27 protein-coding genes are annotated in these 24,279 nt (G+C 48.1%); 17 read left to right on the top strand and 10 right to left on the bottom strand.

Translation table 11 applies throughout. The features are described from left to right. Positions 1 to 270: 270 nt before the first annotated feature. The 4 genes from ACO0LG_RS13450 (at position 271) to ACO0LG_RS13435 (ending at position 3,497) form a co-directional block, all read left to right on the top strand. A complete protein-coding gene (locus ACO0LG_RS13450) occupies positions 271 to 1,218 on the top strand; it encodes a MurR/RpiR family transcriptional regulator (RefSeq protein ID WP_423027077.1) in 948 nt (315 codons plus the stop codon). 1 nt (position 1,219) lies between these two features. Next, complete coding sequence (locus ACO0LG_RS13445; protein WP_423027269.1) at positions 1,220 to 2,221, top strand: isoaspartyl peptidase/L-asparaginase family protein; 1,002 nt, start codon at positions 1,220 to 1,222, stop codon at positions 2,219 to 2,221. An 87-nt stretch (positions 2,222 to 2,308) separates the two neighbouring features. After that, positions 2,309 to 3,100: a prohibitin family protein gene (locus ACO0LG_RS13440; protein ID WP_423027075.1), complete on the top strand. Its 792-nt coding sequence runs from the start codon at positions 2,309 to 2,311 to the stop codon at positions 3,098 to 3,100. Between the two features lie 52 nt (positions 3,101 to 3,152). After that, positions 3,153 to 3,497: a hypothetical protein gene (locus ACO0LG_RS13435; RefSeq protein ID WP_423027073.1), complete on the top strand. Its 345-nt coding sequence runs from the start codon at positions 3,153 to 3,155 to the stop codon at positions 3,495 to 3,497. 713 nt (positions 3,498 to 4,210) lie between these two features. On the opposite strand, the gene ACO0LG_RS13430 is transcribed toward ACO0LG_RS13435, so the two are convergent. The 4 genes from ACO0LG_RS13430 to ACO0LG_RS13415 form a co-directional block, all read right to left on the bottom strand. Continuing rightward, positions 4,211 to 4,735, bottom strand: coding sequence for a carboxymuconolactone decarboxylase family protein (locus ACO0LG_RS13430; RefSeq protein ID WP_186950911.1), 525 nt, complete (start codon positions 4,733 to 4,735; stop codon positions 4,211 to 4,213). Positions 4,736 to 4,812: 77 nt separating this feature from the next. Next, entirely contained in the window at positions 4,813 to 5,361 is a 549-nt protein-coding gene (locus tag ACO0LG_RS13425; RefSeq protein WP_186950912.1) for a peroxiredoxin, read from the bottom strand. A gap of 188 nt (positions 5,362 to 5,549) precedes the next feature. Then, entirely contained in the window at positions 5,550 to 7,472 is a 1,923-nt protein-coding gene (locus ACO0LG_RS13420; RefSeq protein ID WP_423027071.1) for a PAS domain-containing sensor histidine kinase, read from the bottom strand. A gap of 5 nt (positions 7,473 to 7,477) precedes the next feature. Further along, positions 7,478 to 8,782 (bottom strand): HD-GYP domain-containing protein, encoded by a 1,305-nt coding sequence (locus tag ACO0LG_RS13415; protein ID WP_423027069.1) that lies wholly within the window; start codon positions 8,780 to 8,782, stop codon positions 7,478 to 7,480. Between the two features lie 177 nt (positions 8,783 to 8,959). Between ACO0LG_RS13415 and asd the strand changes: the two genes are divergently transcribed. The 7 genes from asd to ACO0LG_RS13380 all read left to right on the top strand — a co-directional run bounded on the left by asd (position 8,960) and on the right by ACO0LG_RS13380 (position 13,503). Continuing rightward, positions 8,960 to 9,811, top strand: coding sequence for an archaetidylserine decarboxylase (asd, locus tag ACO0LG_RS13410; protein WP_423027067.1), 852 nt, complete (start codon positions 8,960 to 8,962; stop codon positions 9,809 to 9,811). A 316-nt stretch (positions 9,812 to 10,127) separates the two neighbouring features. After that, positions 10,128 to 10,334: a hemin uptake protein HemP gene (gene hemP, locus ACO0LG_RS13405; RefSeq protein ID WP_423027065.1), complete on the top strand. Its 207-nt coding sequence runs from the start codon at positions 10,128 to 10,130 to the stop codon at positions 10,332 to 10,334. Between the two features lie 45 nt (positions 10,335 to 10,379). Then, positions 10,380 to 10,721, top strand: coding sequence for a hypothetical protein (locus tag ACO0LG_RS13400; RefSeq protein WP_423027063.1), 342 nt, complete (start codon positions 10,380 to 10,382; stop codon positions 10,719 to 10,721). 3 nt (positions 10,722 to 10,724) lie between these two features. Further along, the gene (locus tag ACO0LG_RS13395; RefSeq protein WP_423027061.1) at positions 10,725 to 10,964 is read left to right on the top strand and encodes a (2Fe-2S)-binding protein; all 240 of its coding nucleotides are present in this window, start codon (positions 10,725 to 10,727) and stop codon (positions 10,962 to 10,964) included. 8 nt (positions 10,965 to 10,972) lie between these two features. Next, the gene (locus ACO0LG_RS13390) at positions 10,973 to 11,650 is read left to right on the top strand and encodes an energy transducer TonB (protein ID WP_423027059.1); all 678 of its coding nucleotides are present in this window, start codon (positions 10,973 to 10,975) and stop codon (positions 11,648 to 11,650) included. A gap of 406 nt (positions 11,651 to 12,056) precedes the next feature. Then, positions 12,057 to 12,578: a hypothetical protein gene (locus ACO0LG_RS13385; RefSeq protein WP_423027057.1), complete on the top strand. Its 522-nt coding sequence runs from the start codon at positions 12,057 to 12,059 to the stop codon at positions 12,576 to 12,578. A gap of 214 nt (positions 12,579 to 12,792) precedes the next feature. Then, on the top strand, positions 12,793 to 13,503 hold the full coding sequence (locus ACO0LG_RS13380; RefSeq protein WP_423027055.1) for an alpha/beta fold hydrolase: 711 nt from the start codon (positions 12,793 to 12,795) through the stop codon (positions 13,501 to 13,503). A 230-nt stretch (positions 13,504 to 13,733) separates the two neighbouring features. On the opposite strand, the gene ACO0LG_RS13375 is transcribed toward ACO0LG_RS13380, so the two are convergent. The 4 genes from ACO0LG_RS13375 to ACO0LG_RS13360 form a co-directional block, all read right to left on the bottom strand. Beyond that, complete coding sequence (locus ACO0LG_RS13375; protein WP_423027053.1) at positions 13,734 to 14,390, bottom strand: hypothetical protein; 657 nt, start codon at positions 14,388 to 14,390, stop codon at positions 13,734 to 13,736. A 172-nt stretch (positions 14,391 to 14,562) separates the two neighbouring features. Beyond that, entirely contained in the window at positions 14,563 to 15,810 is a 1,248-nt protein-coding gene (locus ACO0LG_RS13370; protein ID WP_423027052.1) for a hypothetical protein, read from the bottom strand. 12 nt (positions 15,811 to 15,822) lie between these two features. Further along, a complete protein-coding gene (locus ACO0LG_RS13365) occupies positions 15,823 to 16,539 on the bottom strand; it encodes a hypothetical protein (RefSeq protein WP_423027050.1) in 717 nt (238 codons plus the stop codon). 193 nt (positions 16,540 to 16,732) lie between these two features. After that, the gene (locus ACO0LG_RS13360; protein WP_423027048.1) at positions 16,733 to 17,068 is read right to left on the bottom strand and encodes a hypothetical protein; all 336 of its coding nucleotides are present in this window, start codon (positions 17,066 to 17,068) and stop codon (positions 16,733 to 16,735) included. A 464-nt stretch (positions 17,069 to 17,532) separates the two neighbouring features. On the opposite strand from ACO0LG_RS13360, the gene bfr reads away from it, so the two are divergent. After that, positions 17,533 to 18,009, top strand: coding sequence for a bacterioferritin (gene bfr / locus ACO0LG_RS13355; RefSeq protein WP_423006739.1), 477 nt, complete (start codon positions 17,533 to 17,535; stop codon positions 18,007 to 18,009). Between the two features lie 110 nt (positions 18,010 to 18,119). Here bfr and ACO0LG_RS13350 read toward each other — a convergent pair whose 3' ends face one another. Beyond that, positions 18,120 to 18,728 (bottom strand): glutathione S-transferase, encoded by a 609-nt coding sequence (locus ACO0LG_RS13350; protein ID WP_423027046.1) that lies wholly within the window; start codon positions 18,726 to 18,728, stop codon positions 18,120 to 18,122. A gap of 264 nt (positions 18,729 to 18,992) precedes the next feature. On the opposite strand from ACO0LG_RS13350, the gene purB reads away from it, so the two are divergent. After that, the gene (gene purB, locus ACO0LG_RS13345) at positions 18,993 to 20,360 is read left to right on the top strand and encodes an adenylosuccinate lyase (protein ID WP_423027044.1); all 1,368 of its coding nucleotides are present in this window, start codon (positions 18,993 to 18,995) and stop codon (positions 20,358 to 20,360) included. A gap of 92 nt (positions 20,361 to 20,452) precedes the next feature. On the opposite strand, the gene ACO0LG_RS13340 is transcribed toward purB, so the two are convergent. After that, entirely contained in the window at positions 20,453 to 21,586 is a 1,134-nt protein-coding gene (locus ACO0LG_RS13340) for a sterol desaturase family protein (protein WP_423027267.1), read from the bottom strand. Between the two features lie 325 nt (positions 21,587 to 21,911). Here ACO0LG_RS13340 and ACO0LG_RS13335 point away from each other — a divergent pair, with 325 nt between their 5' ends. From ACO0LG_RS13335 to ACO0LG_RS13320, 4 genes are read left to right on the top strand one after another with little or no spacing between them, the layout of a single operon-like run. Beyond that, the gene (locus ACO0LG_RS13335; RefSeq protein WP_423027042.1) at positions 21,912 to 22,448 is read left to right on the top strand and encodes a cytochrome b; all 537 of its coding nucleotides are present in this window, start codon (positions 21,912 to 21,914) and stop codon (positions 22,446 to 22,448) included. Between the two features lie 51 nt (positions 22,449 to 22,499). After that, positions 22,500 to 23,051: a YceI family protein gene (locus ACO0LG_RS13330; protein WP_423027265.1), complete on the top strand. Its 552-nt coding sequence runs from the start codon at positions 22,500 to 22,502 to the stop codon at positions 23,049 to 23,051. A gap of 53 nt (positions 23,052 to 23,104) precedes the next feature. Then, entirely contained in the window at positions 23,105 to 23,671 is a 567-nt protein-coding gene (locus tag ACO0LG_RS13325) for a YceI family protein (protein WP_423027040.1), read from the top strand. Further along, positions 23,672 to 24,187 (top strand): MarR family winged helix-turn-helix transcriptional regulator, encoded by a 516-nt coding sequence (locus tag ACO0LG_RS13320; RefSeq protein WP_423027038.1) that lies wholly within the window; start codon positions 23,672 to 23,674, stop codon positions 24,185 to 24,187. The last annotated feature ends 92 nt before the right edge of the window (positions 24,188 to 24,279 follow it).

Below are 24,279 nucleotides of genomic sequence, written 5' to 3'. Positions count from 1 at the left end.
CCGTTTGGTAAATAACTGAATAGTTTCAATTCATGTTATTAAGTGACTGCAATCTTTTCAATTACACCACCATTAGCTTGCGTAAATTCAGGTAAATTCAGAACAAAATTTGATGTATTTTGTTTATCCTGACAAATCTCCTAAATAGTCCAAATTATCCAAAATATGTACGGAGAGAGACATTCATCGATTTGACACGATTCATTTCTTTACAATTTAAATCGATGAAATTATATTTACATTTCTATTTCACCGGAAAAGCCAGTCGATATGAATCGTCCTGATACGCAATCCCTGGGTGGTACTGTTAATGCGCGCATAGGCAAGGTCTATATGAACTTGTCAAAAGCACACAGAAAAGCAGCCGATTATGTGCTGTCGAATGTATTTCGATCAGCCACCATGTCTATCGATGAGCTGGCAAATGCCGTCGGCATCTCGGTCGCCACGGCAAATCGCTTTGCCAGGGCGCTGGGCTTTGAAGGTTATCCGCAATTCCGTGCTGAACTGGTGTATGGCTTTGAAGCCATGCTGGCACCTATCGATAATCTGCGCAGCGAAATCCAGCGCCCTGCCACCAGCACAGAAATTATTTCCAGTTCTCTCAATGAAGACATGGCCAATCTGGAAGCTACCCGCCGCGGACTGGCTCCTGATTTGTGCAACCATGCCGTACGCCAGATACTGAACGCCGAAAGAATTTACATCGTCGGCTATGGGGCGAGCGCCTTCCTGGCTGGCCTGATGGCGCATAGCCTGGACCCATTCTGTAATACTGTGCAATCAACTCTGGGTTCAGGCGGCCCATCGAATGTCGCGCGGCAATTGTTCAAATACACAGAGCGCGATCTGGTCATCGGCATTTCCTTCCCGCGCTATGCAGAAGATGTGGTCACCATCCTGCAGCAGTTACGTGACAAGGGTGTGCCCATCCTCGCGCTGACGGATGCGCCAAGTTCGCCACTCGCTTCGCTGGCCAACATCACCCTGTATGCGCAAACCCGCCGCAATTTCTCACCGAACTCTGAAGGAGCAGCGCTGTGCCTGATAGAAGCGATTTGCAGTGCAGTCGCCCACCAGGCCAAGGCCCCGGTGCATGCTGCATCTGAAATGACCAAGTTCATGCTGCCATGGTTGTATCAGGAACCGAATGCCACGACCCGCAAGCAGCATGCAGCAGCAGCCAGCAAGATCATCGACATGGACAGGCCAGCATAAGATGGCCGCACCTGCCGCTATCGCCATCCACGGTGGCGCTGGCACGATCTTACGCAGCAGCCTGACTACAGAACAGGAAGCATGCTATCTGGATGCATTGCGGTCTGTCGTCAATGCTGGTAATGCCGTATTGGCAAAAGGTGGCAGCGCACTTGATGCTGTGATCCTTGCCGTCAGCTTGCTGGAAGACTGCCCCTTATTCAATGCTGGCAAAGGTGCGGTATTCACCAACGCAGGCACCATGGAAATGGATGCCGCCATCATGGATGGCAAGAGCCGCCGCGCTGGTGCAGTCGCTTGCATACAGCATGTGCGCAATCCCATACAGGCAGCAAGAGCAGTCATGGAACACAGCCCTCATGTCTTGATGGTGGGCACAGGTGCAGAAGAATTCCTGCGTAAACATTGCCTGCCATTTGAAGACCTATCTTACTTTTATACAGAAGAGCGCCATGCGCAATTGCAACGCGCACGGCAAGAATCTGGCATGCTGCTGGATCACGATGCAGCGAATTTGCTGACGACTACACCTGAAGCAGCACCAGAACCCGCACCGCTCGATCCTGATAAAAAATTTGGTACGGTAGGTGCTGTCGCGCTGGATGTGCATGGTAACCTGGCCGCTGCAACTTCCACAGGCGGTATGACCAACAAACTGCCAGGCCGCGTGGGTGACACGCCCATGCTGGGTGCTGGCTGTTATGCCGACAACCAAACTGCTGCCCTGTCTGCAACAGGTACGGGTGAAGCCTTCATGCGCAGCCTGGCATTGCATGATATTGCTGCGCAGATGCAATACCTGGGTCTTAGTCTTGAGCAGGCTGCCAATAATGTCGTCATGGATAAACTGCCCCTGTATGAAGGCGAGGGTGGCGTCATAGGCATAGACAGGCTTGGCAATATCGTACTGCCCTTCAATACCGAAGGCATGTACCGCGCTTATCATCGCGTTGGTGAAGTGGCATTTGTAGCAATTTATGCAAGTTCAGAGAACGCAAAATAAGCGGTAGTTTTACCCTCCGATTACCGGGAATACTTATGTAAAAAACACCTATACTGCGGTTGTTTTCATTCCTTGAATTTAAAAATCATGCGTAATTTTCTTCCCAAGTTTGCGGTCGGCCTGATCGTCTTGCTGGTCCTGTTCATCCTCAGCCCCTTCGCTACTATCCCTGCAGGCCATCGCGGTGTACTAACAACATTTGGCAAACCCTCGGATGAGGTCTACAGTGAAGGCATACACTGGGTATGGCCTATCGCCCAGAAAATGCAAAAGGTTTCCGTCGCCATACAAAAAGGCGAAGGTGATGGCGATGCTGCTTCCAAGGATTTACAAACCGTGCACACCAAGATCGCTATCAACTATCACGTCAGGCCAGATGCAGTGGTCTCGGTCTTCCGTGATCTTGGTAATGAACCTGGTGAACGCATCATCATCCCTAGTGTGCAAGAGGCTGTCAAAGCTGTGACTGCCCGCTTCACTGCGGAAGAACTGATTTCACGCCGCTCACAAGTGCGCGATGAAATCATCCTGGCTCTGAAAGAACGCATGGCAAGACATGGCCTGGTGGTTGATGAATTTTCCATCGTCAATTTCAACTTCAGCCGCACCTTCAATGAAGCGATTGAAGCCAAGACCACCGCTGATCAATTGAAGATGAAAGCCGAGCGCGACCTGCAAAGGATAGAAGTAGAAGCGAAACAAAAAATATCCCGCGCCCGGGCTGAAGCAGAAGCACTTTCCCTGCAAAGACAGCAAGTCACACCAGAACTGCTACGCCTGCGTGAAACCGAGAACCAGGCCAAGGCCATAGAAAAATGGGATGGCCATTTGCCAACCACCACTGGCGGAGCAATACCCTTCATCAATGTTGGCAAATAAGTTGATCAATAAGTCGGTAAATATTCAGAAATAAGCGAGGAACAAGCCAGCCATGTCAGACCAAAAATCATCCGCCCGCTTCACCGCATTTTGCGTACTGTTGCTGGTCATCTGGTATGTCATGGACAGCCCCATCGATTTGAACCTGGACTGGAGTCCGGATGATTTTGATATTTTTTCTGACAATGGTTTTTCAATCGGCGGCATCGCCGTAGCCCTCGTTGCCATCGTTTTTGCCATGATCATGGCAGGGCTGGTGATTGCGGGGGTGTCGTTCTTGCTGGTGGGTTTTGCGGTGCTGATAGGCGGCTTGTTTTTGATGATATTTTCGCCGTTTTTATTGCCTTTGTTGCTGCTGATTGTGGTGTTGGGGATTTTTAAGAGGAAGTCGCGTTAGGGAATTGTTGTAATTTGAAGTGAGGTCGAACTGGATTGCTGTTGGGTTTGACTTTGGGGCTGAAGTTGCTTTTGACTTTTGCCGCTCCCATGTGTAGCCGCCATTTGTACTGGACAGAAAATGGATTAAGAAGAGCCGCTGTCTGAGGTGTAGCAGGGGTTTCGTGCAGCATGCTGCATGCCTGTGTAACGGCAATCGCTTGCAAGCGATTGTGCGCCCTGCAAGGGAAGCGAGTTTCGGGCCTTCCCATTTTTTGTATTGCACAAACGGTAACCGCGAAGGGGCGGCTACGTCTGGGTCGCCTTTCTTTGAATACTTTCTTTGGCGTGCAAAGAAAGAATTTCGGCCGGGCCGAGACCCGGCTTGGTTCTACGGAGGGCAATCGCTTTAATCAAAGTACAGCAATGCAACGAACGCCACAGGAACGCTGGTTCGGAGGTCTCCAGCTTTCACAATGACGAATACGTGCTTGATAAGCCCAGTGTTGGGCTGATCAAGCGTAGCATAGCGAGGCCCAGCCCAACCTACGCGACGAATTTGTGATTGCCGCTAATCGACAGAACCCCATCCTCATCCCAACCTTCCCCACCACGCCGCTTGCAAGCGGCTTAGAGATTCGTGGCACAAAGCTGCGCTTTGCGAATTCCCAAGAATTTCCTTGAAGGAGAAGGGACCAAAATCGACAACCGCCACCTGCACGCGATTTGCAAACTTTACACAGTCTCAGCAGAAATAACCTGCGCCGCCGCATTCACAACAGCAGCAATACGACCCACATCGCGCAACTGCGTCGCCGACATGCCTTCCTTCTTCAACAACTCAAAATGCGATTTCACGCAGAAATGGCATTTGCCGATGATGGAAGCCGACAAGGCATACATCTCGAAGCGGCGCTTATCAACACCCCCATTGGTGGCATAGGCATTCATACGCAACTGGGCAGCCTGGGTTTTCAGGTCGGCATCGTCAGCCATTTCCACATACGGGTACCAGACATTGTTCATACCCATCAAAGCCGCTGCTGTCAGCGCTGCATTGATTTCTTCTGGCGTAATTGCGCCACTGGATTTGATGGCTTCAATGATCACTGTACTTTTTGCCGCGAATGCAGCGGCCAGCGCTACACCTACCGCGTCATTGCCTTCCAGGCTAGAGCGGGCGATCGTGCCATCAATGTTCAGACGGATATCCTTGGCGTAATCAGGGATACGACTTTTAATTAAATTCAAGAATTCCATAGTATTTACCTATCAAAAAGTGGTTTTAAAACCCGCCGGGGCGGGTTTATTTTACATCGACAACTGGGCGCTCTTAATTACAGAGTGGAGCCGCCTACTGTACGGTTGCATGGGCACAGTTCATCTGTTTGCAGACCATCCAGAATACGCAGGATTTCTGTCGGGTTACGGCCCACGTTGAGGTTGTTGACAGAAACATGCTGAATGACATTGTCAGGATCAACGATGAAAGTAGCGCGCAGTGCAACACCAGCGTTGACATCACGTACACCCAGCATGTCTACCAAAGAACCGGTTGAATCGCCGAATGCATAGTGGTTCAGTTTGTCCAGGTCTTTATGCTCACGGCGCCATGCGAGTTTGCAGAATTCGTTATCTGTAGAACCGCCCAGCAGAACAGCATCGCGGTCAGCGAAATCGCTAGTCAGTTTGGCAAATTCAACGATTTCAGTTGGGCAAACAAAAGTAAAATCTTTTGGGTAGAAATAAATGATTTTCCATTTGCCCGGGAACGACGCTTCAGTGATGTCTTCGAATGCGGACACGCCATTTTCTTCGTGATGATTGAAGCCTGGCTTGGCTGCTGGAACTTTGAATGCGTCGAGTTTTTGACCTACAGTTTTCATTAAATTCTCCTGATGACGTAACAAGGTGGACAATATATCCACAACGACAAGAAGCATATCACTATGAATTTTAAATATCCAATAGATTTTAACTACCATTCAATTAGCTAAAATCTTGTCCGCGATATTTAATAAACAGGCTATGCGTGTGTAGGTAAGAGATAGGGCGTAAAGTCAAAAACTCAAGACTATCTGTCGTGTCGGCGGTGCGCCGAGGCCAAAAGAGTAAACCAGAATATGCTGCCTTTACCCTCTTCAGTTTCAAAGCCGATTTCACCGCCCATTTTTTCAACAAAGGTCTTGGTGATATTCAAACCCAGGCCAGTGCCGCCCTGTTGCCGGGTATTGGTGCCGTCTGCCTGGGCAAATTTCTTGAAAATCTGTTCCCTGAAAGACATGGGTATGCCTGGCCCGTGATCTTCAACCTCTACCTTATAGATGCCTGCATTGTCGGTAATCCTGATGTGCACCTCTGCCCCATTCGGTGAAAACTTGGCCGCATTGGACAGCAAGTTGGCAAACACTTGCATGACGCGCACATTGTCACCCATGGCCCAGGCATTATCGGGGTGGCCGGTAATGCGGTAACGCACGTTCAATGCCTGGGCATAACCAGCATTGGCTTCTATTGCCTGCCTGGTGATGGCAACCAGATCAAAGCGTTCTATATTGATGACCATTTTCCCGGACGCCAGTTTTTCCATGTCCAGGATGTCATTGACCAGCACACCCAGGCGCTGGCAATTCCTGTGGGCGACCTTAATCAACTGCATGGTCTTGGCGGTCAATTCACCAGCCACACCATTTTCCAGCAAACCCAGCGCACCCCGTATCGAGGTCAAGGGGGTACGCAGTTCATGGCTGACAACAGAAATGAATTCAGACTTGATGCGGTCAGCCTTGCGCTGCTCAGTCAGGTCAAGCACAAAGCCCACCCATTCTTCCAGCGAACCCTCGAGTTGAGCCAAGCCAACCATGACGGGAATACGCAGACCATCCTCGCGTATCAACTCGCCCTCATACGGTTTGGCCTGGCCATACAGGCGTATTTCTGCCATGGCATTTTGATGCGATGCATGACTTTCTTCTGTGGTCCGGTCCAGCCAGCTCATGCCAGATTCTTCAAACTCCATCCTTTGTACGCCTGCCAATTGCAACAAGACATCATTGGCCTCTGTCAGTCTTCCATTCAGATTGCCCTGCATGATGCCGATGAGACTGGAATTGACCAGGCGGCGCAGGCGAGACTCACTGATCAGCAAGGCTTCCAGCATGCGTGATTTTTCTTTGCTGGCTTGTTCTGCGGCATCCCTGGCGGCCACCAGGCTGCATTCGGCTTCTTTCATTTGGGTGATATCGCGCACACTGAAAACCCGCCCTACCCGTCTATCGCGCATAAATTCTGGTTTTGACACACAGATAAAATAACGCCCGTCTTTGAGGGTCATCAAATCTTCGGTTTCCAGATTTGGGTCTTCGTTGATTTTCCCCAGGCTGGCAAAAAAATCGTCGGCGTCATGCAGCGCCTGCCTGAGGTGGGCAAACATCTGCGCCTCATCTCGTGACGCCAACAACTCGTCACTCAATTGCCACATGGAAGAAAAGCGCTGGTTGATGTTCACCACGTTGCCATGCAAATCTATCGACAGGATGCCCTCAGCGGTTGCATCCAGCGAGCTTTGCAATTGCGCCACGAGGTGTACATGGCCCTCTACCAATTCACGCCTGTGGGTAATGTCTTCGGCGTGAATGATAAAAAACTCTTTATCCTGTTCAATAAAAGTGGAAACGCGCTTCTCTACCGGGAAGGAAACGCCATGGCGGCTGATCCATTCACTTTCTGCAATCGCCCGCCCCTCTGCCTGCGCATCTGCACGCAGGCTTTCCCAAAAGAATACATCTTGCAGTGAACATTCTATATTTGCCAGCGGCAAGCCCAGCAGCTCGTCATACTGATAGGCAAGCATCAGGCAGGCCAGTTGATTTGCATCCGCCAGCGCCATGCGTTGCATATCCACCACCAGAATCGCCTCACGACTATGGTCAAGAATATGACGCAGCAATCCATTACTCAAAACGGATGCTGACTGTGACATGCTGGTGTCGGTCATTTCTGCTAATTCTGGCCTGGTAAAGGGCCGCCCTGTGTTTTCTTCGATTGCGAGTCAAAATAATAATTGACCCTTTTGCGCGGGTTCAGGTAGTTGAAAATTGCCCTGGGCAATAAACCAGGCCGTATGCTGGCGCTGATGGATAATTCCTTGTTCTCTTCTGCAAGATCCAGAATGATGGCAACTTCCTTGGGTATCTCCGCGTCGTAGACCAGCACGCGTGGCCGCAAGGGCTTGCCCACATTCACATTCATGACCAGGCCAATGGCTTCATTCGACAATCTGACCAACGTGCCTGGCGGATATACGCCAAGACTCTTGACCAGAGTCGCCATGATGGCTGCATCAAACTGCGAACGCCTGTGCGCATACATGGTCGATAAAGCTTCATGCGGCGTCAATGATAGTTTGGGATCATTGTGATTACATAAATTATCGTACACATTGGCGATGGTCACAATACGTGTGTGCATGCCAATTGCATCGCCTTTCAGTTTATGCGGGTAACCAGTACCGTCCATGAATTCATGGTGTTGGGCAATCACATCCAGCACCACTGGCGGCAAGCCTGCTTTTTTGCCAACTTCAATACCATATTCGGGATGCAGCTCAAAGAAATTTTGCTCAGGCCGGGTCAGCGACTCGGTCTTGTTAATAATATGTTCTGGCACGTTGACCTTGCCAAGATCATGAAACAGGGCAGCAATGCCAATTTCCCTGATCATTTCGTCGCTGCATTTCACTTCATTGGCAAGCATCATCGCCAATACTGATACGTTCAATGTATGGAAATACAATTCCTCACTACCCGCCGTCTGTTGTATCAGGTGCATGACAGTGTCGTTGCCGCTGAGCAGGACTTCTGACATGCTGTCAACCAGCTTGCCAGCTTCGATGATGGTTTCTTTGGGCCTGGAAAAGATCAGGCGGTTGATATTCTTGACCACGCTGGCAGCCTGCACGAATTTTTCTTCGCAACGGGCAATTTCATCACGCTGCTTTTGCAGTTTTTCAAAACGGGCGCGTTTAGCGTCGATGATGCTGGCATACACCTGTTTTGGTGCGGACGCTGGCAGATTGCCAGGAACAGGCCGGGGTTGGCTTGCAGGCTTGGCGGTGGCCGGATCAGATTTCGACGGGATATAGCGTACATGCTTGAGCTTGAGCGCGATCAGGTCGTCAATTTGCTGTTGACTGGTGATCTTGAATGAGTTCATCGGAAAAGAATGCTGGAACCAACTCAGGTCGAGTTTGATGAACATCCCGATCCGGATCTGATCAATCACAATTAGCTGGCTATCATCAGACATGGGGACGCAATAATAAGTATTTCTATTGACGATAGCATACGCCCCCTTCATTTGCAAAAACCTTAGCTCAGGAGAAACAATTTCTGACGATGTGCCGCCGATTCCCTTAGAAAAAGCAGGCTTTTGCCCGCCCAACGTTATAATCGCTGTCCTGAACATTTTGAAAAGTGAGTCGCCGTGTCTGATCGCCTTGCCGTACTGCCACAATATTTAATGCCAAAACAGGCACTGACTGTATTTGCCGGCAAAGTTGCCAATGCAAAGGCAGGCAAGCTCACTACCCGCCTGATACGCTGGTTTGTCGGTAAATACCAGGTGAATATGCAGGAAGCTGCCAATCCCGACATCAGCAGCTATGCCAGCTTCAATGAATTTTTTACCCGCCCGCTGCGTGCAGATGCCCGTCCGTTCGCCAGCAGCGACTTGCTGAGCCCGGTAGATGGTGCCATCAGCCAGTTTGGGCCCATACAAAAAGACCAGATTTTCCAGGCCAAGGGACATAGCTATAGCACTACTGCCCTGGTCGGTGGCGACAGCCAGCTGGCATCCCTGTTTGAAGATGGCAGCTTTGCCACCTTGTACCTGAGCCCACGCGACTATCACCGTATCCATATGCCTTGTGATGGCCGTTTGACGCGCATGATCTATGTGCCGGGGGCATTATTTTCGGTTAATCCAACTACCGCACGCGGTGTGCCCGGCCTGTTTGCCCGCAATGAACGCGTGGTGTGCGTATTCGAGTCAGCCTTTGGCCCTTTTGTATTGACACTGGTTGGTGCAACCATCGTCGGCAGCATGGCCACCACCTGGCATGGCATCGTCAACCCGCCACGTAGCGCTAAAGTACGCGAGTGGCGTTACGATGACCAGCAAATCGTCTTGAAAAAAGGTGAGGAAATGGGCCGGTTCCTGCTAGGCTCTACCGTCGTCATGCTATTCCCTAAAGGCACGATGGATTTCAATCCAGCCTGGACGCCCGCCAAAGCCATCTGCATGGGTGAGGCTATGGGCATGCATCCAGCTAAATAATATAGTTTCTGCTCTTGAAGCCTCTTACGCTGCAAACAACGTCATTTCCAAACATTTGCCCAAGCATTTCCATTTCGGAAATGCTTGGGTAAGTATCAGTCTCGCCAACATTTCCTCTTCCATATAAAAGCGACAAGCACTTCTCGGAAGCATTGCCTTGAAGCTATTTTTTCAGCGTATTTAGTTTGCCACTTTAATGAGCGAGGCAAAAGTAAATCTTGAACTGACGAATATCAGCAAAAAACACTTGCCAAACAAGTTCGAATATTCAATAATCTAAATAAGAATTGTTATCGTTTAGATTTGCAAGGTAAATATGACTACATATAACGCTTTACACCAGCACGCTGATCTAGCTATTACAGCAGCGACAACAGCAACCGCGACTCAGGCTCCAAAAGAAATCCCGCGTATCAAGAGCGGTGATCTGATGCAGCAAAAGCGTGAACTGGAAATTGATCATGCGGGTCGTATTTACCGACTGCGCATTACGCAACTGAACAAGCTGATATTGACAGCCTGATACGCTGATCATACTTGGAGACTGGACATGCCAGGTGGAACGCTGATGAACAAAGAATTATCGGGTTTGACTGCCACATCCAAGCAGCCTGAACTGCTGGTTTCTGCAGTATTGCACCTGATGTCGCATTACACAGTCAACAGCACGAATAGTGCGACGCAGGAAGAAGCTGAGCAAGCCAGCACCAGGCTTGCATCAGTCATAGAAAGACATTTGTATGTGCTGGCGAATTTGCCGGATCTGGCACCTGTGCTGAAAGCCACTTGCCAGCAATTATCCGAGCAGTGGGCCAGCCTGGTAGAAAAGAAGGCCGCGCAAAAAACCAAGCTGCGCAAATTGGGCTGGTTGTTAGACTTCTCTGGTAAAAAATCTGCATTAATGGAGTAATTCATGATTGTATGTGTTTGCAATAATGTGTCGGAAAAGAAAATTCATCAGGCTGTCGCCATGGGCGTCAGTACGATGGCTGAACTGCGCGAGCAACTCGATGTTGGCACTTGCTGTGGTAAATGCGCAGGCTGTGCACGCAAAGTCATGCGCCAGTGCATGGATGAGCAACGCAATAATGCATCCAGCTTCCAGAATTTCATTCAGCAATTACACTTCCAGCCCAACGCCGTCACTGCGTGAGGTTAACCATGTCCACACTTACATTACAATCAATTCCACAAGATTTCACAGCACCCAAATCCCGCGTCTTTTCTTTTGCCGTCATCGTCGTGGCTCACCTGGCGCTGTTTTATGCGCTGGAACATGGTCTGCTTTCGCATGCAGTCCACATGTTGCCAAAAGAAGTGATGATGACCTTTGTCGAACCACCTGCGGTCAAGACAGAACCACCACCCAAGCCAGTCCCCCTGAAAAAGCTGGCGACGGTGCAAGTACCCTTACCTGCGGTCCCGCATATCGTTCCATTGGTAGAAATACCAGCCGATGTACACCAGATCACCACCCAGGCGGTACCTCCTGCCCCGCAACCAGCGCCTGTTGCGGCAAAAGTGGAAACTGCCCCGGCACCAGCCGCCCCGGCACTACCAAAACAGATCAGTGCAGTTGAATACGTACGCGCACCGCAGGCAGATTATCCAGCCATGTCCAGACGCATGGGCGAAGAAGGCAAAGTGACCTTGCGTGTGCTGGTCAATGAAAAAGGCCAGGCAGAAAAAGTCGATGTGCAAAAATCATCTGGCTCAAACCGCCTTGATGAAGCAGCCAAAGTCGCCATATTGCGTGCTATTTTTAAACCTTATTTTGAAGATGGCAAAGCACTGACCGTGATTGCCACGGCAACGATCAGCTTCTCGCTGAGCAGCTAAAAAATCCCCTCCCCGGGACAGGCCAGATTGCGGCAATTGCGCGATCTGGCTTTTTTTTATAGCCTCATTGAACTCCCCCTATTTTCGTTGATGGCGCCGACTAAGCGACTTAGCAAAATGCAGACTTGTTTAGGCAAGGTTTGCACACCCTGCTCCCAGGCCAAGGTCGTGGAAGGCGTTTGGAATTCTCCCTGACTGTTCGATATGTTTCGAGAATCTCAAGAAAAAGCGATCAAGGTGAAATATCGGCGGCCACCCGTAGCCTTTATAAAATGGGATTCATCAGCACGAATCAAACATTAGTTAGCCATTAGCAAGCTTAATGGTGGTCATCAGCAAAATTCGATAGCCCCAAGTAACAGACCTGCATTAACCTGACCGCGATAACAATCAATCAGGAGTAACCATGAAACTGTCGTTTACTAAAACTTTAATTACTACGATTATCTTTGCGCTCGGCTATATCACGAACGCAAGTACCGCTATCGCAGCCAATGGTGAAATACCGGGTTGGAATGGACCGACCAAAGAGGACGATCAACAGTTACGACAAATTCTGACCAACTATGTCCAGGCCTTCTCAAATGGTGATCGGGTTTTATTTGAATCGCAGCTTCTGGATCTGAATATCCCGTTCTCCTATATTGCTGACAATATCAACGGCAACAAAAAATATGATCTGCAAAGCGTGCAAAAATACGCTGATTTTAGAAAATCGGTATTTGAAAGCGGAAGCAAACTGAAGCAAAGATTTTCTAACATTAAAATCGAGCAACTTGGCAGCGTGGCCCAGATTTCACTCGACTATGAGAGCGCAGGTAGGGACCAAGACTATCAAGGAAAGGGTTGGAAAGTGATTCAACTTATCAAAATCAACCAGCAGTGGAAAATAGCCAGCGAGTTTTACAATGGCTATCCCGATAAATGACATACTCAGGCTGTATGCAAGCTTAACCTGCACACACTTCTCAATCTGATCAGCACCATGTAGGCAAGTAGCGACAGCATCACGGAAGATACGCGCAGGCATTAAAGAATGCGAGCCATTATCAAACTGGAGAAGCCAATCCTGGCAAAGTATTACGCTCAAAAGATTGGAATTGCCATATCTACAATCACTTAACGCTCCACACTGGATATCTATGCAGCCTATCGTTCTCGTGCCCGGATTGCTTTGCTCAGCAGAAGCTTTCACCTTCCAAATACCTGCTTTGTGGCAGTTTGGACCAGTGACTGTTGCATCGACGCTGGAGGGTAATTCAATAACTGAGATGGCTTCTGCAATCCTGGCCACAGCACCTCCTCAATTTGCACTCGCCGGTATTTCAATGGGTGGTTATATTTGCCTTGAGATCATGAGACAGGCACCAGACCGTGTACTCAAGCTTGCGCTTCTAGATACATCGGCGCGCCCGGATACTGCTGAGCAGATCAAGCAACGTCGAGCCATGGTTGCAAACTTCCGCAAAGGTGACTTTACTACGCTCGCATCAGAAGCGTTGAATTCGATTGTCCACCCAGCGCATAAAGGGGACTGCAACTTGTGCGAAATAAATATCCGGATGGTGATGGCAGTGGGCATCGATGCATTTGAACGGCAGACTGATGCAATTATCTCGCGTATAGATAGTCGCCCCTGCTTATCATTTATTTCAGTGCCGACGCTTGTTCTCGTAGGGGATTCAGATATTCTCACCCCACCAGAATTAGCTGCGGAGATGGCGGCAGCTATTCCCAACGCACGATTAACGATAATCCCTCAATGCGGTCATGCGTCCACACTAGAACAACCTCTTGCCGTTAACACTGCCTTGATCAAGTGGATAGATGATTCCTTGGGAAACCCAGCTTAGTTACAAGCTGCTATATTTCCTGTTGCATATTTTGATGTAAATTTTTACACTCACCCGGTTGGGATTGGCCGGTTCTAAGCGATGCCGGTAATGTCTGGTAATGCCACATCAATCACTCCTGTCCCCTGCTATCAAGACAAGAAAAATTGTGCGCTAAACCTGCATCACAATAGATGTAAATTATTTAGCAAAGTGGACCCCTTTTCAGTTCAAATCGACAGGCATCCACCTTAAGCGTCAATGGTAATCATAGAGACACAATCATGATGAGGTTTTTCTTTGCTTTCTCCTCGAATGTCCACATGAATCACAATTTCATTACGTGAGAAACGCCAGGTACTGAGACGACCGTGTTCGCCATAAACGGGTTTTTTTTGAAAGCCAAGTTCATTCAGTCGTTTTGTATAGGCTGCAAAATCGACTTTGCAGATCGGGGTCATATCGGCGTGACCATGAGTTTGATCATCGAAGGAAAATAGCAAACGGCTACGCTCGCCGTCCTTGCTGCCTGAGATCACGGTAATATTAAAGAACCAGGTATCGGTAATTTTTACGCTAGCCCCATATTCTTTGGAATTGACCGGGTCAAAATAAACTTTGAGACCTGTCGCATTTTCCAATTTTTTAGCGGAAAAATCTTCGGCTGTCTTGATTTTACTGATCAGGTCCAAGATAAGCCTGCTGACTTCCTCGGCAGTCATTTGTAGAACTCCTGGCGATACGTTTTGATGAAGTGTATCCATAAATTTCTTATTTGCGATAGAAGTTGAGGAGGAGTAGGTACCAGAAGAACTATTGCCATCTGCCAGTGCACTACGGCTTTGCGCACAAAATGTCGACAGCATGGTAATTAGTACCAAAGCGCAGACCAAACGAATGGTGCTCATGCGGAGATGCTTTGCCAGGGGTGCATTTGAACATGAGAGACATGACCAAGCAAAAGCTTTGGATTGCATAACCACGTACTTTCACATTATCAACACCTGCATAGACATCAATAAAACTCAGGAAAGTTGCAAGCTTCCCATGCCTGGTTACATTTTTATGTAATTCTTGCGCTCACCCCAATTTTGGTTGGTCAGTTCTAAGCGATTCGGGCACACTCCTGAGCAAGCGACTGGATGGCGTGTCGTCGCCCATGAGCAGGTCTGCACTGTTTTTGGCAGACGACAAGGGGACTGTCTTCGACGAGTTGACCGGAACTGATGTTCCATCAATCAGATCAAGTTTGGAATCCCTAGCCATTGCATGGTTCGTGACAGGACTTACCGGAGGAGCAGGGTTAGGATGCGCGTTCGGATCGAAAATTGCAGGCTTTTTCTTTCCATCGCTGGTATCGACATAAGACAAGGTTTTGTTGTCGGAAAATTTTACATTCTGGTTGATCAGGTCTTGTTGCAAGCCCAGTCGCTTCATATCGAACTGCACTTCAGGCGTAGCATATTTCTTGTCAGTTTTGTGATAATAATCCTGATACGCTTTTTCATTATTACCTGCAACATTCACTGCCCAGCTGCCATAAAAATTGGTGTAATCGAGATTGCCATTTGCACCGAGCTGGGATTGCTTTGCGGATTTGTCAAAGTAATACTTGCCCATGGTCGCAATATTACCTTGCGAGTAGGGCATGCTCATATCTGCATCGATAGCCAATCCTGGCTTCATGGCGTAGTTATCATTTCCTGGAGTGCCACTCACAGCAATGAAATCCTGCATGCGTCCCGGGGCAGTGCTGTAGATATCTTCAAGTGTCGCTTTTGGATTATCTTTTCTGGCTTGCGAGACAATCGCATTGAAGCCGCCGATATGTGCGGAGGCTTCGTCTTTACGAGAAGCCTGGATAAAATTTTCAGTCACTTGCGTATAGTCGTGTGGCGACGCCTTGCTCTTTGCCAGCGTCGTGGTGCCATCAAGGAAATCTTGCGTTATCTTTCTGGTCGCGGCGGCATTGAATGAATGCTGGATTTCATGACCCATCACAAAAATCAGCTCACCCTTACTGCGTTCGCTCGTACTGGCTTTCTGGAGTACGTCCATCGGCACATTGATGGCTTTTGCACTCGGGTCGTACGAACCGCCGGTACCAGAATTGGCAGGAAGCGCCTGAAATTTAGTCAAAAACCCTTTATCAACCGAGTCGAGGATACGCTTCTTCAGATCAGGTGAAGCATCGAGGAGCGTGGCCAAATCATCGCCGGGATTATTGTTCGCAGTCTTATTGGCATGACCGAAGTCCTTGATGATCTTATCAAGCTTTTGCTCAGCAGTCGGTGGCGCCGCATTGGGCTTGTCATTTGCTCCAGTCATGTGACTTCCTTTTTAGACGTCAATGACTATCATGGAGACACACTTGTGCGTCGCCTTTTCGTTACTTTCTCCGCAAAGGGAAATTTGCAACTCAACTTTCCCACGCGAGAAATTCCAGTAAATGAGCCGATTATGTTCTCCATAGTACGGCTCTGATTGAAAACCGAGTTCAGTTAGTCGCTTCAAATAGGCGTCAAAATCGACTTTGCAGATCGGTGTCATATCTGCGTCGCTATGGGTTTGGTCGTCAAAAGAGAATATCAACCGACTGGATTTGCCGCCTTTGCTACCGGATATCACTTTAATGTTAAAGAACCAGGTATCGGTAATTTTTGCGCCCACTGCATATTTATCGGGATTGTCAGCGTTGACGTAGACCTTGAGGCCAGTCGCGATTTCCAGATTTTTGGCAGAAATATCCTCAGCCGTTTTAATCTTGCCCATCAGGTCCAGCATACGCTTGCTGATTTCCTCAGCAGTCATTTGCGGCACTTCTGGAGATGCATTTTGATGATTGGTTTCCATAGATTTCTTGTTGGCGATAGAAGTTGAGGAAGAGGCAGTACCGGAGGAACCATTTCCCTGCGCCAGTGCATCAGGACTTTGCGCGCATGAAGTCGTCAGCATGGCAAGTAGTGTTGAAGCAAAAACCAGGCGGATGGCGTTCAAGCGAAGATGCTTTGCCGGCTCTGCATTTGCGGATGATGAAGCAATGGCACTGTATTGCACTATTAGATCCTTTCGGATTATTAACAAGCGAAGAGTTCCTGACCTACCACTCAAATCGCGCAATATTTTCAGGCTGACTCAAAGTACTTTAAATATTGCCAACTTAGCAATCGGAGTATACCACCCTTGCTGTCATCGTCAACAGACACAACTCTGCGACGTGAAGCAATCATATGAATCAGAAAGGCCTGACTCAGCGATCAACCAGTTCCAGCACTTTTGGGTCCTCAGGTGCAAGCCTCAACGCTCGGTCACGTAATTTTTGGAAGCCTACATCATCACCAGATGACCAATAACAAAGCGCTGAATAAACTAGTGCGCTAATATTCTTGGAGTCTAACTCCAACACTCTTCCGAAAAATCGTAAGGCAATTCCCGGTTCAGACGCCATAACGTCTTCTCCATAAGCAAGTAATTCGTCAATCGAGGATTCATCCCGTATCGAAGCGCATAACAGTTTTCGGGCATCCACATACGCGCCAATCAATAGATTATATTTACTCCGAAACTCATCCATATCTGCTTTCAAAGAACATAAAGGCTTTAGTCAAACTTTTCACCAAGACATGAGCGATAAATAAATCGGATTTTTGTCCGGGCAATATGAAACTAAATCAGCTTAAAAAAACCCAGCTTGAAAGAGCTGAAATTTAAGGTCTGCAAATTATCCAATTCAACAATCAAGCGAACAGCGAGCCAGAAACAGATGCAAATGTCTGATGATAAATTTAGCGCAAACTAAGGCTAAGCACTGAAAGGCTTTTTCTCTTTTCAGATTATAGAAAACTAAATGAGAATAATTGCTCTTCATCTCTTCAATCAGCGTCAAAATATTGTCTCACTCAAGCATTTAATACAGCAAATTCAGTGATCTAGGTCATCTTCATTTTGCAACTGCCACTGAATGATCTATCATGTGATAAAAGCATGCAAGCATCAAGCTCGTCAGCAAACACCTCACCAACAATATCCATAGCCACAGGAAGGAAAGCCATGAAAGGCGACGCGAAAGTCATCAAACTGCTTAATGCACAACTCACCAATGAATTGAGTGCGATCAATCAGTATTTTTTGCATGCACGCATGTATAAGCATTGGGGTTTTGAAAAAATAGCCAAGAAGGAATACGAAGAATCCATCGGCGAAATGAAGCACGCTGACAAACTCATCGACCGCATCCTCATGCTGGGTGGCCTGCCAAATCTGCAAGCTTTACACAAGTTGATGATAGGTGAAGACACGGTAGAAATGCTGGGATGTGATTTGAAGCTGGAAGTTGCTGCGCAAAAGACAGTCAAGGAAGGCGTCGCCACTTGTGAAGCAGTTGGTGATTATGTGTCACGCGATTTGTTCCAGGTCATTTTGGAAGATACTGAAGAGCATATAGACTGGCTGGAAACACAATTGGAATTGATAGAGAAAATCGGTATCCAGAATTATTTGCAATCGCAAATGTCTACAGAAGAATAAGTTGCAGTAATCACTGCCAGTTCGCTAGTGCGGCAGAAAACAAAAAGGGATGTCGCTCACGCTACATCCCTTTTAATTTTCAGTCTGCTTGTTGCGCGTATTTATTGTAATTATTGAGGCACTGTGTCTTTGAAAGAAGCACGTTCCGATAATTTATCGAACAGTTTGGCCAGATTTGGATAGTCACCACGCCAGTCTATTTCCGGGAAGCGGAAGGCCAACCAGCCCAGTGCACAAGCCACGCTGATATCAGCGAGGGTCAGGTGGGTGCCGGTACAGAACGCTGTATCGCCCAGGCCGCTGGCCATGGATTTCAAGCCAGCATGAACTTTACTCATTTGCCTGTCTATCCATTCCTGGCTTTGCTGTTCTGTCGGGCGCAAGGTTTTTTCCAGGCGCACCAGGATGGCGGCATCCATGATGCCATCTGCCAAGGCTTCCCAGCATTTGACTTCCACACGTTCACGGCCTTGTGCCGGAATCAGTTTGCCAACGGGTGTCAGGGTATCGATATAGTCGACAATGACGCGCGAATCAAACATCGCACCGCCGTCTTCCATCAAGAGACAGGGTACTTTTCCGAGTGGGTTGGATTGCTGTATCGTGGTAGCCGCTGCCCACACGTTTTCTTGAACAAAAACGTAATCAAGTTTCTTCTCCGCCATGACAACGCGGACTTTTCTTACATAAGGACTGGTGATGGAGCCAATAAGTTTCATAGGAATCTGGTAGTAGGTTTAGCGCGGATTATAGCATCGCCTTCCAGCAAAACCCGTGCTTGAAGGACAGACGTGCGGAGCAGCAACATCACTACGATTCTATAATTTGAATGCATTCAAATGGTAAAATCGCGTATTCGGTGCAAAAAAATCTGTATTTACACAACAATTGTAAATTTTTGCCAAATCTTTACCATTTGCAAAATCTACACTTTTGTTGTTTTTTGCGCAAGGCTTTCTGTCATTCCATCTCTATAGCCCATCATGTCCTTATCCTCACTCTCCGCCCTTTCTCCGCTCGACGGTCGCTATGCAAGCAAGGTTGACGCTTTGCGCGCCACTTTGTCTGAAGCTGGCTTCATGCATCACCGCGTTAAAGTTGAAGTATCCTGGCTGCAAGCCTTATCACAAGCCGGTTTCGATGAAATCAAGGCTTTTTCTCCGGCGGCGAATGCCTTGCTCGACAAACTCGTTGCTGAGTTTTCTGAGGCAGACGCACAACGCATCAAGGAAATCGAAGCGGTCACCAACCACGATGTCAAAGCCGTGGAATATTGGTTGAAAGAGCAAGTCAAAGATGTGCCTGAGCTGGTTGTTGCCAGCGAATTCATCCACTTTGCCTGCACGTCTGAAGATATCAATAATACTTCACACGGCATGATGTTGAAGACGGCGCGCAATGATGTCATGCTGCCATTTTTGCGCAAGCTTATTGCCAGATTGACTGAACTGGCACACGTAAATGCTGACGTGCCCATGCTGTCGCGCACCCATGGACAAGCTGCCAGCCCAACTACTTTAGGCAAAGAAATGGCGAACGTGGTCGCCCGTCTGCAACGCGCGATCAAGCGTATAGAGCAAGTTGACATTCTCGGCAAGATGAATGGCGCAGTCGGTAATTACAATGCCCACTTGTCAGCCTACCCCGCTCATGATTGGGAGAGCTTTTCCAAAAACGTGATCGAGCAACGCCTGGGCCTGACGTATAACCCCTACACCATACAAATCGAGCCGCATGATTATATGGCCGAAATGTTTGATGCCTTTGCCCGCGTCAATACCATCCTGCTGGATTTGAACCGCGACATCTGGGGTTATATCTCAGTCGGTTATTTCAAGCAAAAAACCAAGGCAGGTGAAATTGGTTCTTCCACCATGCCGCACAAAGTCAACCCTATTGACTTTGAAAATTCTGAAGGCAATCTGGGCCTGGCTAATTCCCTGCTGCGCCATCTGTCAGAAAAATTGCCAGTGTCCCGCTGGCAGCGTGACCTGACGGACTCTACCGTCCTGCGCAATATCGGTGTGGCTTTTGGTTATACCCTGCTGGCCTACGACAGTTGCCTGCGCGGTTTGAACAAACTGGAAACAAATCCAGAGCGCCTGGCTGCAGACCTGAACGCAACCTGGGAAGTATTGGCAGAACCGGTACAAACCGTCATGCGTCGCTATGCGGTTGAAAACGCTTACGAACAATTGAAAGAACTGACACGCGGCAAAGGCATCACCAAAGAAGCCTTGCAAGAGTTTGTTGAAGGACTGGCGATCCCGCGCGAAGCCAAGGATTTGTTGCTGGCAATGACACCAGCGAACTACACCGGTATTGCAGCGAAACTGGCAAAAGCGATTTAAACTAGGTTTTAAATTCTGGCTTTAGCAGCACTAAACAAAACAGGCAGATCATTTGATCTGCCTGTTTTGTTTTTATTGTTACTTCTGCGAGCTTACTTCTGCGAACGGAACGGGAACATCAGCTGTTTCACGAAACCATCCGGCATATAGTCACCCTGCACACCATATTTCTCAGGAAAACCTTCTTGACCTTTGATCGCAGTACCAAACAAGTGGTCAAGGAAGGCATAATGGGCGGCATAGTTTCTGTCGATCGCCACATCATCTGATGAATGATGCCAGTGATGAAAATCTGGCGTGACGATCACATACTTGACAGGGCCCCATGGCAAATGCACATTCGCATGATTGAATACTGCCTGGAAGCCAACCACGATGATGTAAACATCCATGACGGTCTTGTCAAACCCAAGGACATACAGGGCACCCAGCACACCAACGCGGGTGCAGATCAACTCAAGGATGTGCTGACGTGAACCTGCCAGCCAGTCCATGGTCTTGGCTGAATGATGGACGGCGTGGAAGCGCCATAGGAATGGAATCTCATGATAGGCGCGATGCGTCCAGTACTGCACCATATCTGCAGCCAAAATACACAGCAGTAACTGCGGGAAGAACCAGATGGACTGCACAAAGTCGCGCACACTGTCATGAGCCATCCAGCCAAACAGGCGGTGGATGGCGAAGTTGACTGTCAACAAGGCCAGGCCGACGATGAAATGATTGACGGCAAAATGCACCATGTCAGTCTGCCACTCACGGCGGAAAATCAATTGTCCCTTATAGAGTGGGAAGATTTTTTCTATGACCACGAAAATGATCGTCGACCCCAACAAATCCAGGATAAACCAGTCCAGGCCAATATAAGGCGTATGATCAGGAAAATCGGCAACTGGCACATGTGATCCGCCAAAAGCCACGGCACCAATGACCAAAGCGGCCGCTACCGCATTCAAACCACGCCGACGATTGAACAATATATTCAATAAGCTGATTACGCCCGAGAGCACCAGGGCAGCGAAGAGAATGTGACGTATCAAATCAGGCGAATAGTTCTTGCGCAATTCAGGCGTGGTCAAATACTGGGGGAAGTGGAAAGCGATCACGCCCAGCAAGCACAGAAATGCCAGTGTCAATGCCAGCACACCACTAGCAAGGCCTGTACCCGGTTTCAACGGCCCGCTTTGATCCAGCAGACCCGTGGTTTCACTGACGGCGCCAGCCATATTGCCAAACACGTTTTTGGCTGGGTCAACTAATATCTTCCCCAAGAGTTTTTCTGGAATTTCTGGTTTCATTATTGATATGATGAATTGACAAGTATGCCAATGATAAATGAATGCCTTAATGGCAGGGGAAAAACCTTTTTATAGCAAATTGCGCGGAGATTTCGGACAAAGTATAGCTGCAAGAAGCAGTTTCAAAAACATGATGTAGCAGCTGCTTACATATTATCCGCTTAAAAATTGGGCGGCTTTCAGCAGACTTTCTATTTTTGCGCTATATTAGTTCTACTTCGAACTAATTATCTCTTTCATCAGAGGAGCCAGCATGGCAGCCACTCAACGGTATTCTAATTTCAGCATAGCATTGCACTGGCTTATTGCGGTGCTGATTGTCATTGCCTTTATCCTGGGCAATATCATGGTGGACATGCGTATCAGTCCGACAAAGCTGCAATATTTTTCATACCATAAGTGGCTCGGTGTTACGGTGCTTGGCTTTGTTGCCGTGCGCCTTATCTCACGTCTGTTGAGCAAGGCCCCTCCTTATCCAGACAGCATGGGTAAGGTGCAAACCCAGCTTGCCAATGGCACCCATATTCTGCTGTATGCGCTGATGTTTGCTGTGCCCTTATCTGGTTATTTTTACACCCTGGCAGCGGGCTATCCGGTAGTCTATCTGGGATTATTTGAATTACCAGTATTAATAGCGCCCAACCCGGAAATCAAGGGGACTTTAAAAGAATTGCATGAAATTTTAAACAAAGTCATGTTCGTCCTGGTCTTACTGCATGTCGCTGCGGCACTCAAGCATCATTTCTATGATAAAGACGGACTCTTGAATCGCATGCGTCCACGTTTTTAATTCTTATTAGTTAATTTCTTTTTAACAGGTCCAAGTATGTCTACCTATTCCATGAAAAAAATCGCCATTTCCGTTGCCGTAGCAGTGCTGATCGCCAGCCCGGCCATCGCTGCCGCCCTGAAGGTTGATGCGGCCAAAAGCACAGTCAACATTGTCTTCAAGCAAATGAATGTGCCAGTTGATGCCAAATTCAAAAAATTTGCGGCTAACATCGACTATGACAGCGCAAAACCAGAAGCTTCAAAAGCAACGGTAGACATTGATGTCGCCAGCTTTGATTTGGGAGATGCTGAATACAATAAAGAAGTCTTGAAGAAGGAATGGTTCAATGCTGCTGCCTTCCCTAAAGCCAGCTTTGTCTCCACGTCTATGAAAGCAGGCGCAGCAGGCAAGCTGGATGTCACTGGCAAGCTCAGCATCAAGGGCAAGACTGTGGATGTCAGCTTCCCCTTAAGCGTCAAGAAAGAAGGCAATGCCCAAGTTTTTGATGGCAGCCTGCCTATCAAACGCCTGACCTTTAACATCGGTGAAGGCGAATGGAAAGATACCGGCATGGTCGCCGATGAAGTACAGATCAAGTTTCACGTAGTAACAAACCCGTAATACCGAGTACCCCCTTTTTAATCAAACAAATTTTCGCCATTCAGGAGTCATAAATGAAAATCGCTAAACTTATCGCCGCTGCCCTGTTGATCAGCACTGCACCAGCATTTGCCCAGACATACAACATCGAACCTAATCATACTTATCCAAGTTTTGAAGCTGACCACATGGGCATTTCTGTATGGCGCGGCAAGTTCACAAAAACAAGTGGCAAAATCGTACTGGACCGTGCCGCCAAAACTGGCACTGTGGATATCGTTATCGATACCAGCTCCATCGACTTTGGTCACGAAAAAATGAATGAGCATGCAAAGACAAAAGACTTGTTCAATGTTGCACAGTTCCCAACAGCGACTTATAAAGGTACCTCCATCAAATTTGATGGCGATACACCTGTTGCTGTTATCGGTGAATTGACGATGCTGGGTGTGACAAAGCCAGTCACATTGACGATCAATAAATTCAAGTGTATCCAGCATCCTATGTTCAAGAAAGAAGCTTGCGGTGCAGATGCATCTGCAGAATTCAAACGTACTGATTTTGGGATGAACTTTGGTACACCACGTTTTGCACCAGAAGTAAAACTGGCTATCCAGGTAGAAGCAATCAAGGCTGACTAATTGTCAATTAGTTGCCGTCCCTGGTCTGGTCCGCTGACGTTCATTGCGGGCCAGACCATCAACCTCACAATTAATCTCATGGGTGAACGCTACCTGCGCAGCATACGATTACTGTCGGAGTGCATGCAATTATTTGAACAGGCTTCTGCCAGGAATGTGCGCAAACTGGGTTTTACGCATTCGCAATTCGATATCATCGCCACGCTAGGTAATACGCCTGGTATGACTTGCAAAGAACTCGGTGAAAAAACCCTGATCACGAAAGGTACGCTGACTGGCGTACTGGACAGGCTGGAGCAAAAAGGCTTGATACAACGTGAGCGTGGCAATGATGACCGGCGCCAGTTATTCGTCAAGCTGACGGCTGTGGGCGACGCTACTTTTGATGATGTATTCCCTAAGGTGGTTCAATCGGGTAAACACCGCTTCAAGACTTATACTGAAGATGACTACCTGAGTCTGGAAAACAGCTTACTCAAACTCAGGCAGCATTTGCAGGAAGACGACTGCGGTTAATTCTTCTCCCTTGGTCAATCTACAATCCATTCATCGTCCACTAATCAATCCACCTTCAATATCGTAGTGGATTGACTGCTCATTTATTTCCA

This window comes from Undibacterium sp. Ji42W (genome assembly GCF_049340405.1).
Lineage (GTDB): Bacteria > Pseudomonadota > Gammaproteobacteria > Burkholderiales > Burkholderiaceae_D > Undibacterium.
Note: the sequence above shows the minus strand (reverse complement) of the source record. Positions and strands in the feature narration are given on the sequence as shown.

Excerpts from the sequence above, each read along its gene's own strand:
- ACO0LG_RS13450 (WP_423027077.1), top strand. The coding sequence starts at position 271 with ATGAATCGTCCTGATACGCAATCCCTGGGTGGTACTGTTAATGCGCGC.
- ACO0LG_RS13445 (WP_423027269.1), top strand. The coding sequence starts at position 1,220 with ATGGCCGCACCTGCCGCTATCGCCATCCACGGTGGCGCTGGCACGATC.
- ACO0LG_RS13440 (WP_423027075.1), top strand. The coding sequence starts at position 2,309 with ATGCGTAATTTTCTTCCCAAGTTTGCGGTCGGCCTGATCGTCTTGCTG.
- ACO0LG_RS13435 (WP_423027073.1), top strand. The coding sequence starts at position 3,153 with ATGTCAGACCAAAAATCATCCGCCCGCTTCACCGCATTTTGCGTACTG.
- ACO0LG_RS13430 (WP_186950911.1), bottom strand. The coding sequence starts at position 4,735 with ATGGAATTCTTGAATTTAATTAAAAGTCGTATCCCTGATTACGCCAAG.
- ACO0LG_RS13425 (WP_186950912.1), bottom strand. The coding sequence starts at position 5,361 with ATGAAAACTGTAGGTCAAAAACTCGACGCATTCAAAGTTCCAGCAGCC.
- ACO0LG_RS13420 (WP_423027071.1), bottom strand. The coding sequence starts at position 7,472 with ATGACCGACACCAGCATGTCACAGTCAGCATCCGTTTTGAGTAATGGA.
- ACO0LG_RS13415 (WP_423027069.1), bottom strand. The coding sequence starts at position 8,782 with ATGTCTGATGATAGCCAGCTAATTGTGATTGATCAGATCCGGATCGGG.
- hemP (WP_423027065.1), top strand. The coding sequence starts at position 10,128 with ATGACTACATATAACGCTTTACACCAGCACGCTGATCTAGCTATTACA.
- ACO0LG_RS13400 (WP_423027063.1), top strand. The coding sequence starts at position 10,380 with ATGAACAAAGAATTATCGGGTTTGACTGCCACATCCAAGCAGCCTGAA.
- ACO0LG_RS13395 (WP_423027061.1), top strand. The coding sequence starts at position 10,725 with ATGATTGTATGTGTTTGCAATAATGTGTCGGAAAAGAAAATTCATCAG.
- ACO0LG_RS13390 (WP_423027059.1), top strand. The coding sequence starts at position 10,973 with ATGTCCACACTTACATTACAATCAATTCCACAAGATTTCACAGCACCC.
- ACO0LG_RS13385 (WP_423027057.1), top strand. The coding sequence starts at position 12,057 with ATGAAACTGTCGTTTACTAAAACTTTAATTACTACGATTATCTTTGCG.
- ACO0LG_RS13380 (WP_423027055.1), top strand. The coding sequence starts at position 12,793 with ATGCAGCCTATCGTTCTCGTGCCCGGATTGCTTTGCTCAGCAGAAGCT.
- ACO0LG_RS13375 (WP_423027053.1), bottom strand. The coding sequence starts at position 14,390 with ATGAGCACCATTCGTTTGGTCTGCGCTTTGGTACTAATTACCATGCTG.
- ACO0LG_RS13370 (WP_423027052.1), bottom strand. The coding sequence starts at position 15,810 with ATGACTGGAGCAAATGACAAGCCCAATGCGGCGCCACCGACTGCTGAG.
- bfr (WP_423006739.1), top strand. The coding sequence starts at position 17,533 with ATGAAAGGCGACGCGAAAGTCATCAAACTGCTTAATGCACAACTCACC.
- ACO0LG_RS13350 (WP_423027046.1), bottom strand. The coding sequence starts at position 18,728 with ATGAAACTTATTGGCTCCATCACCAGTCCTTATGTAAGAAAAGTCCGC.
- purB (WP_423027044.1), top strand. The coding sequence starts at position 18,993 with ATGTCCTTATCCTCACTCTCCGCCCTTTCTCCGCTCGACGGTCGCTAT.
- ACO0LG_RS13340 (WP_423027267.1), bottom strand. The coding sequence starts at position 21,586 with ATGGCTGGCGCCGTCAGTGAAACCACGGGTCTGCTGGATCAAAGCGGG.
- ACO0LG_RS13335 (WP_423027042.1), top strand. The coding sequence starts at position 21,912 with ATGGCAGCCACTCAACGGTATTCTAATTTCAGCATAGCATTGCACTGG.
- ACO0LG_RS13330 (WP_423027265.1), top strand. The coding sequence starts at position 22,500 with ATGAAAAAAATCGCCATTTCCGTTGCCGTAGCAGTGCTGATCGCCAGC.
- ACO0LG_RS13325 (WP_423027040.1), top strand. The coding sequence starts at position 23,105 with ATGAAAATCGCTAAACTTATCGCCGCTGCCCTGTTGATCAGCACTGCA.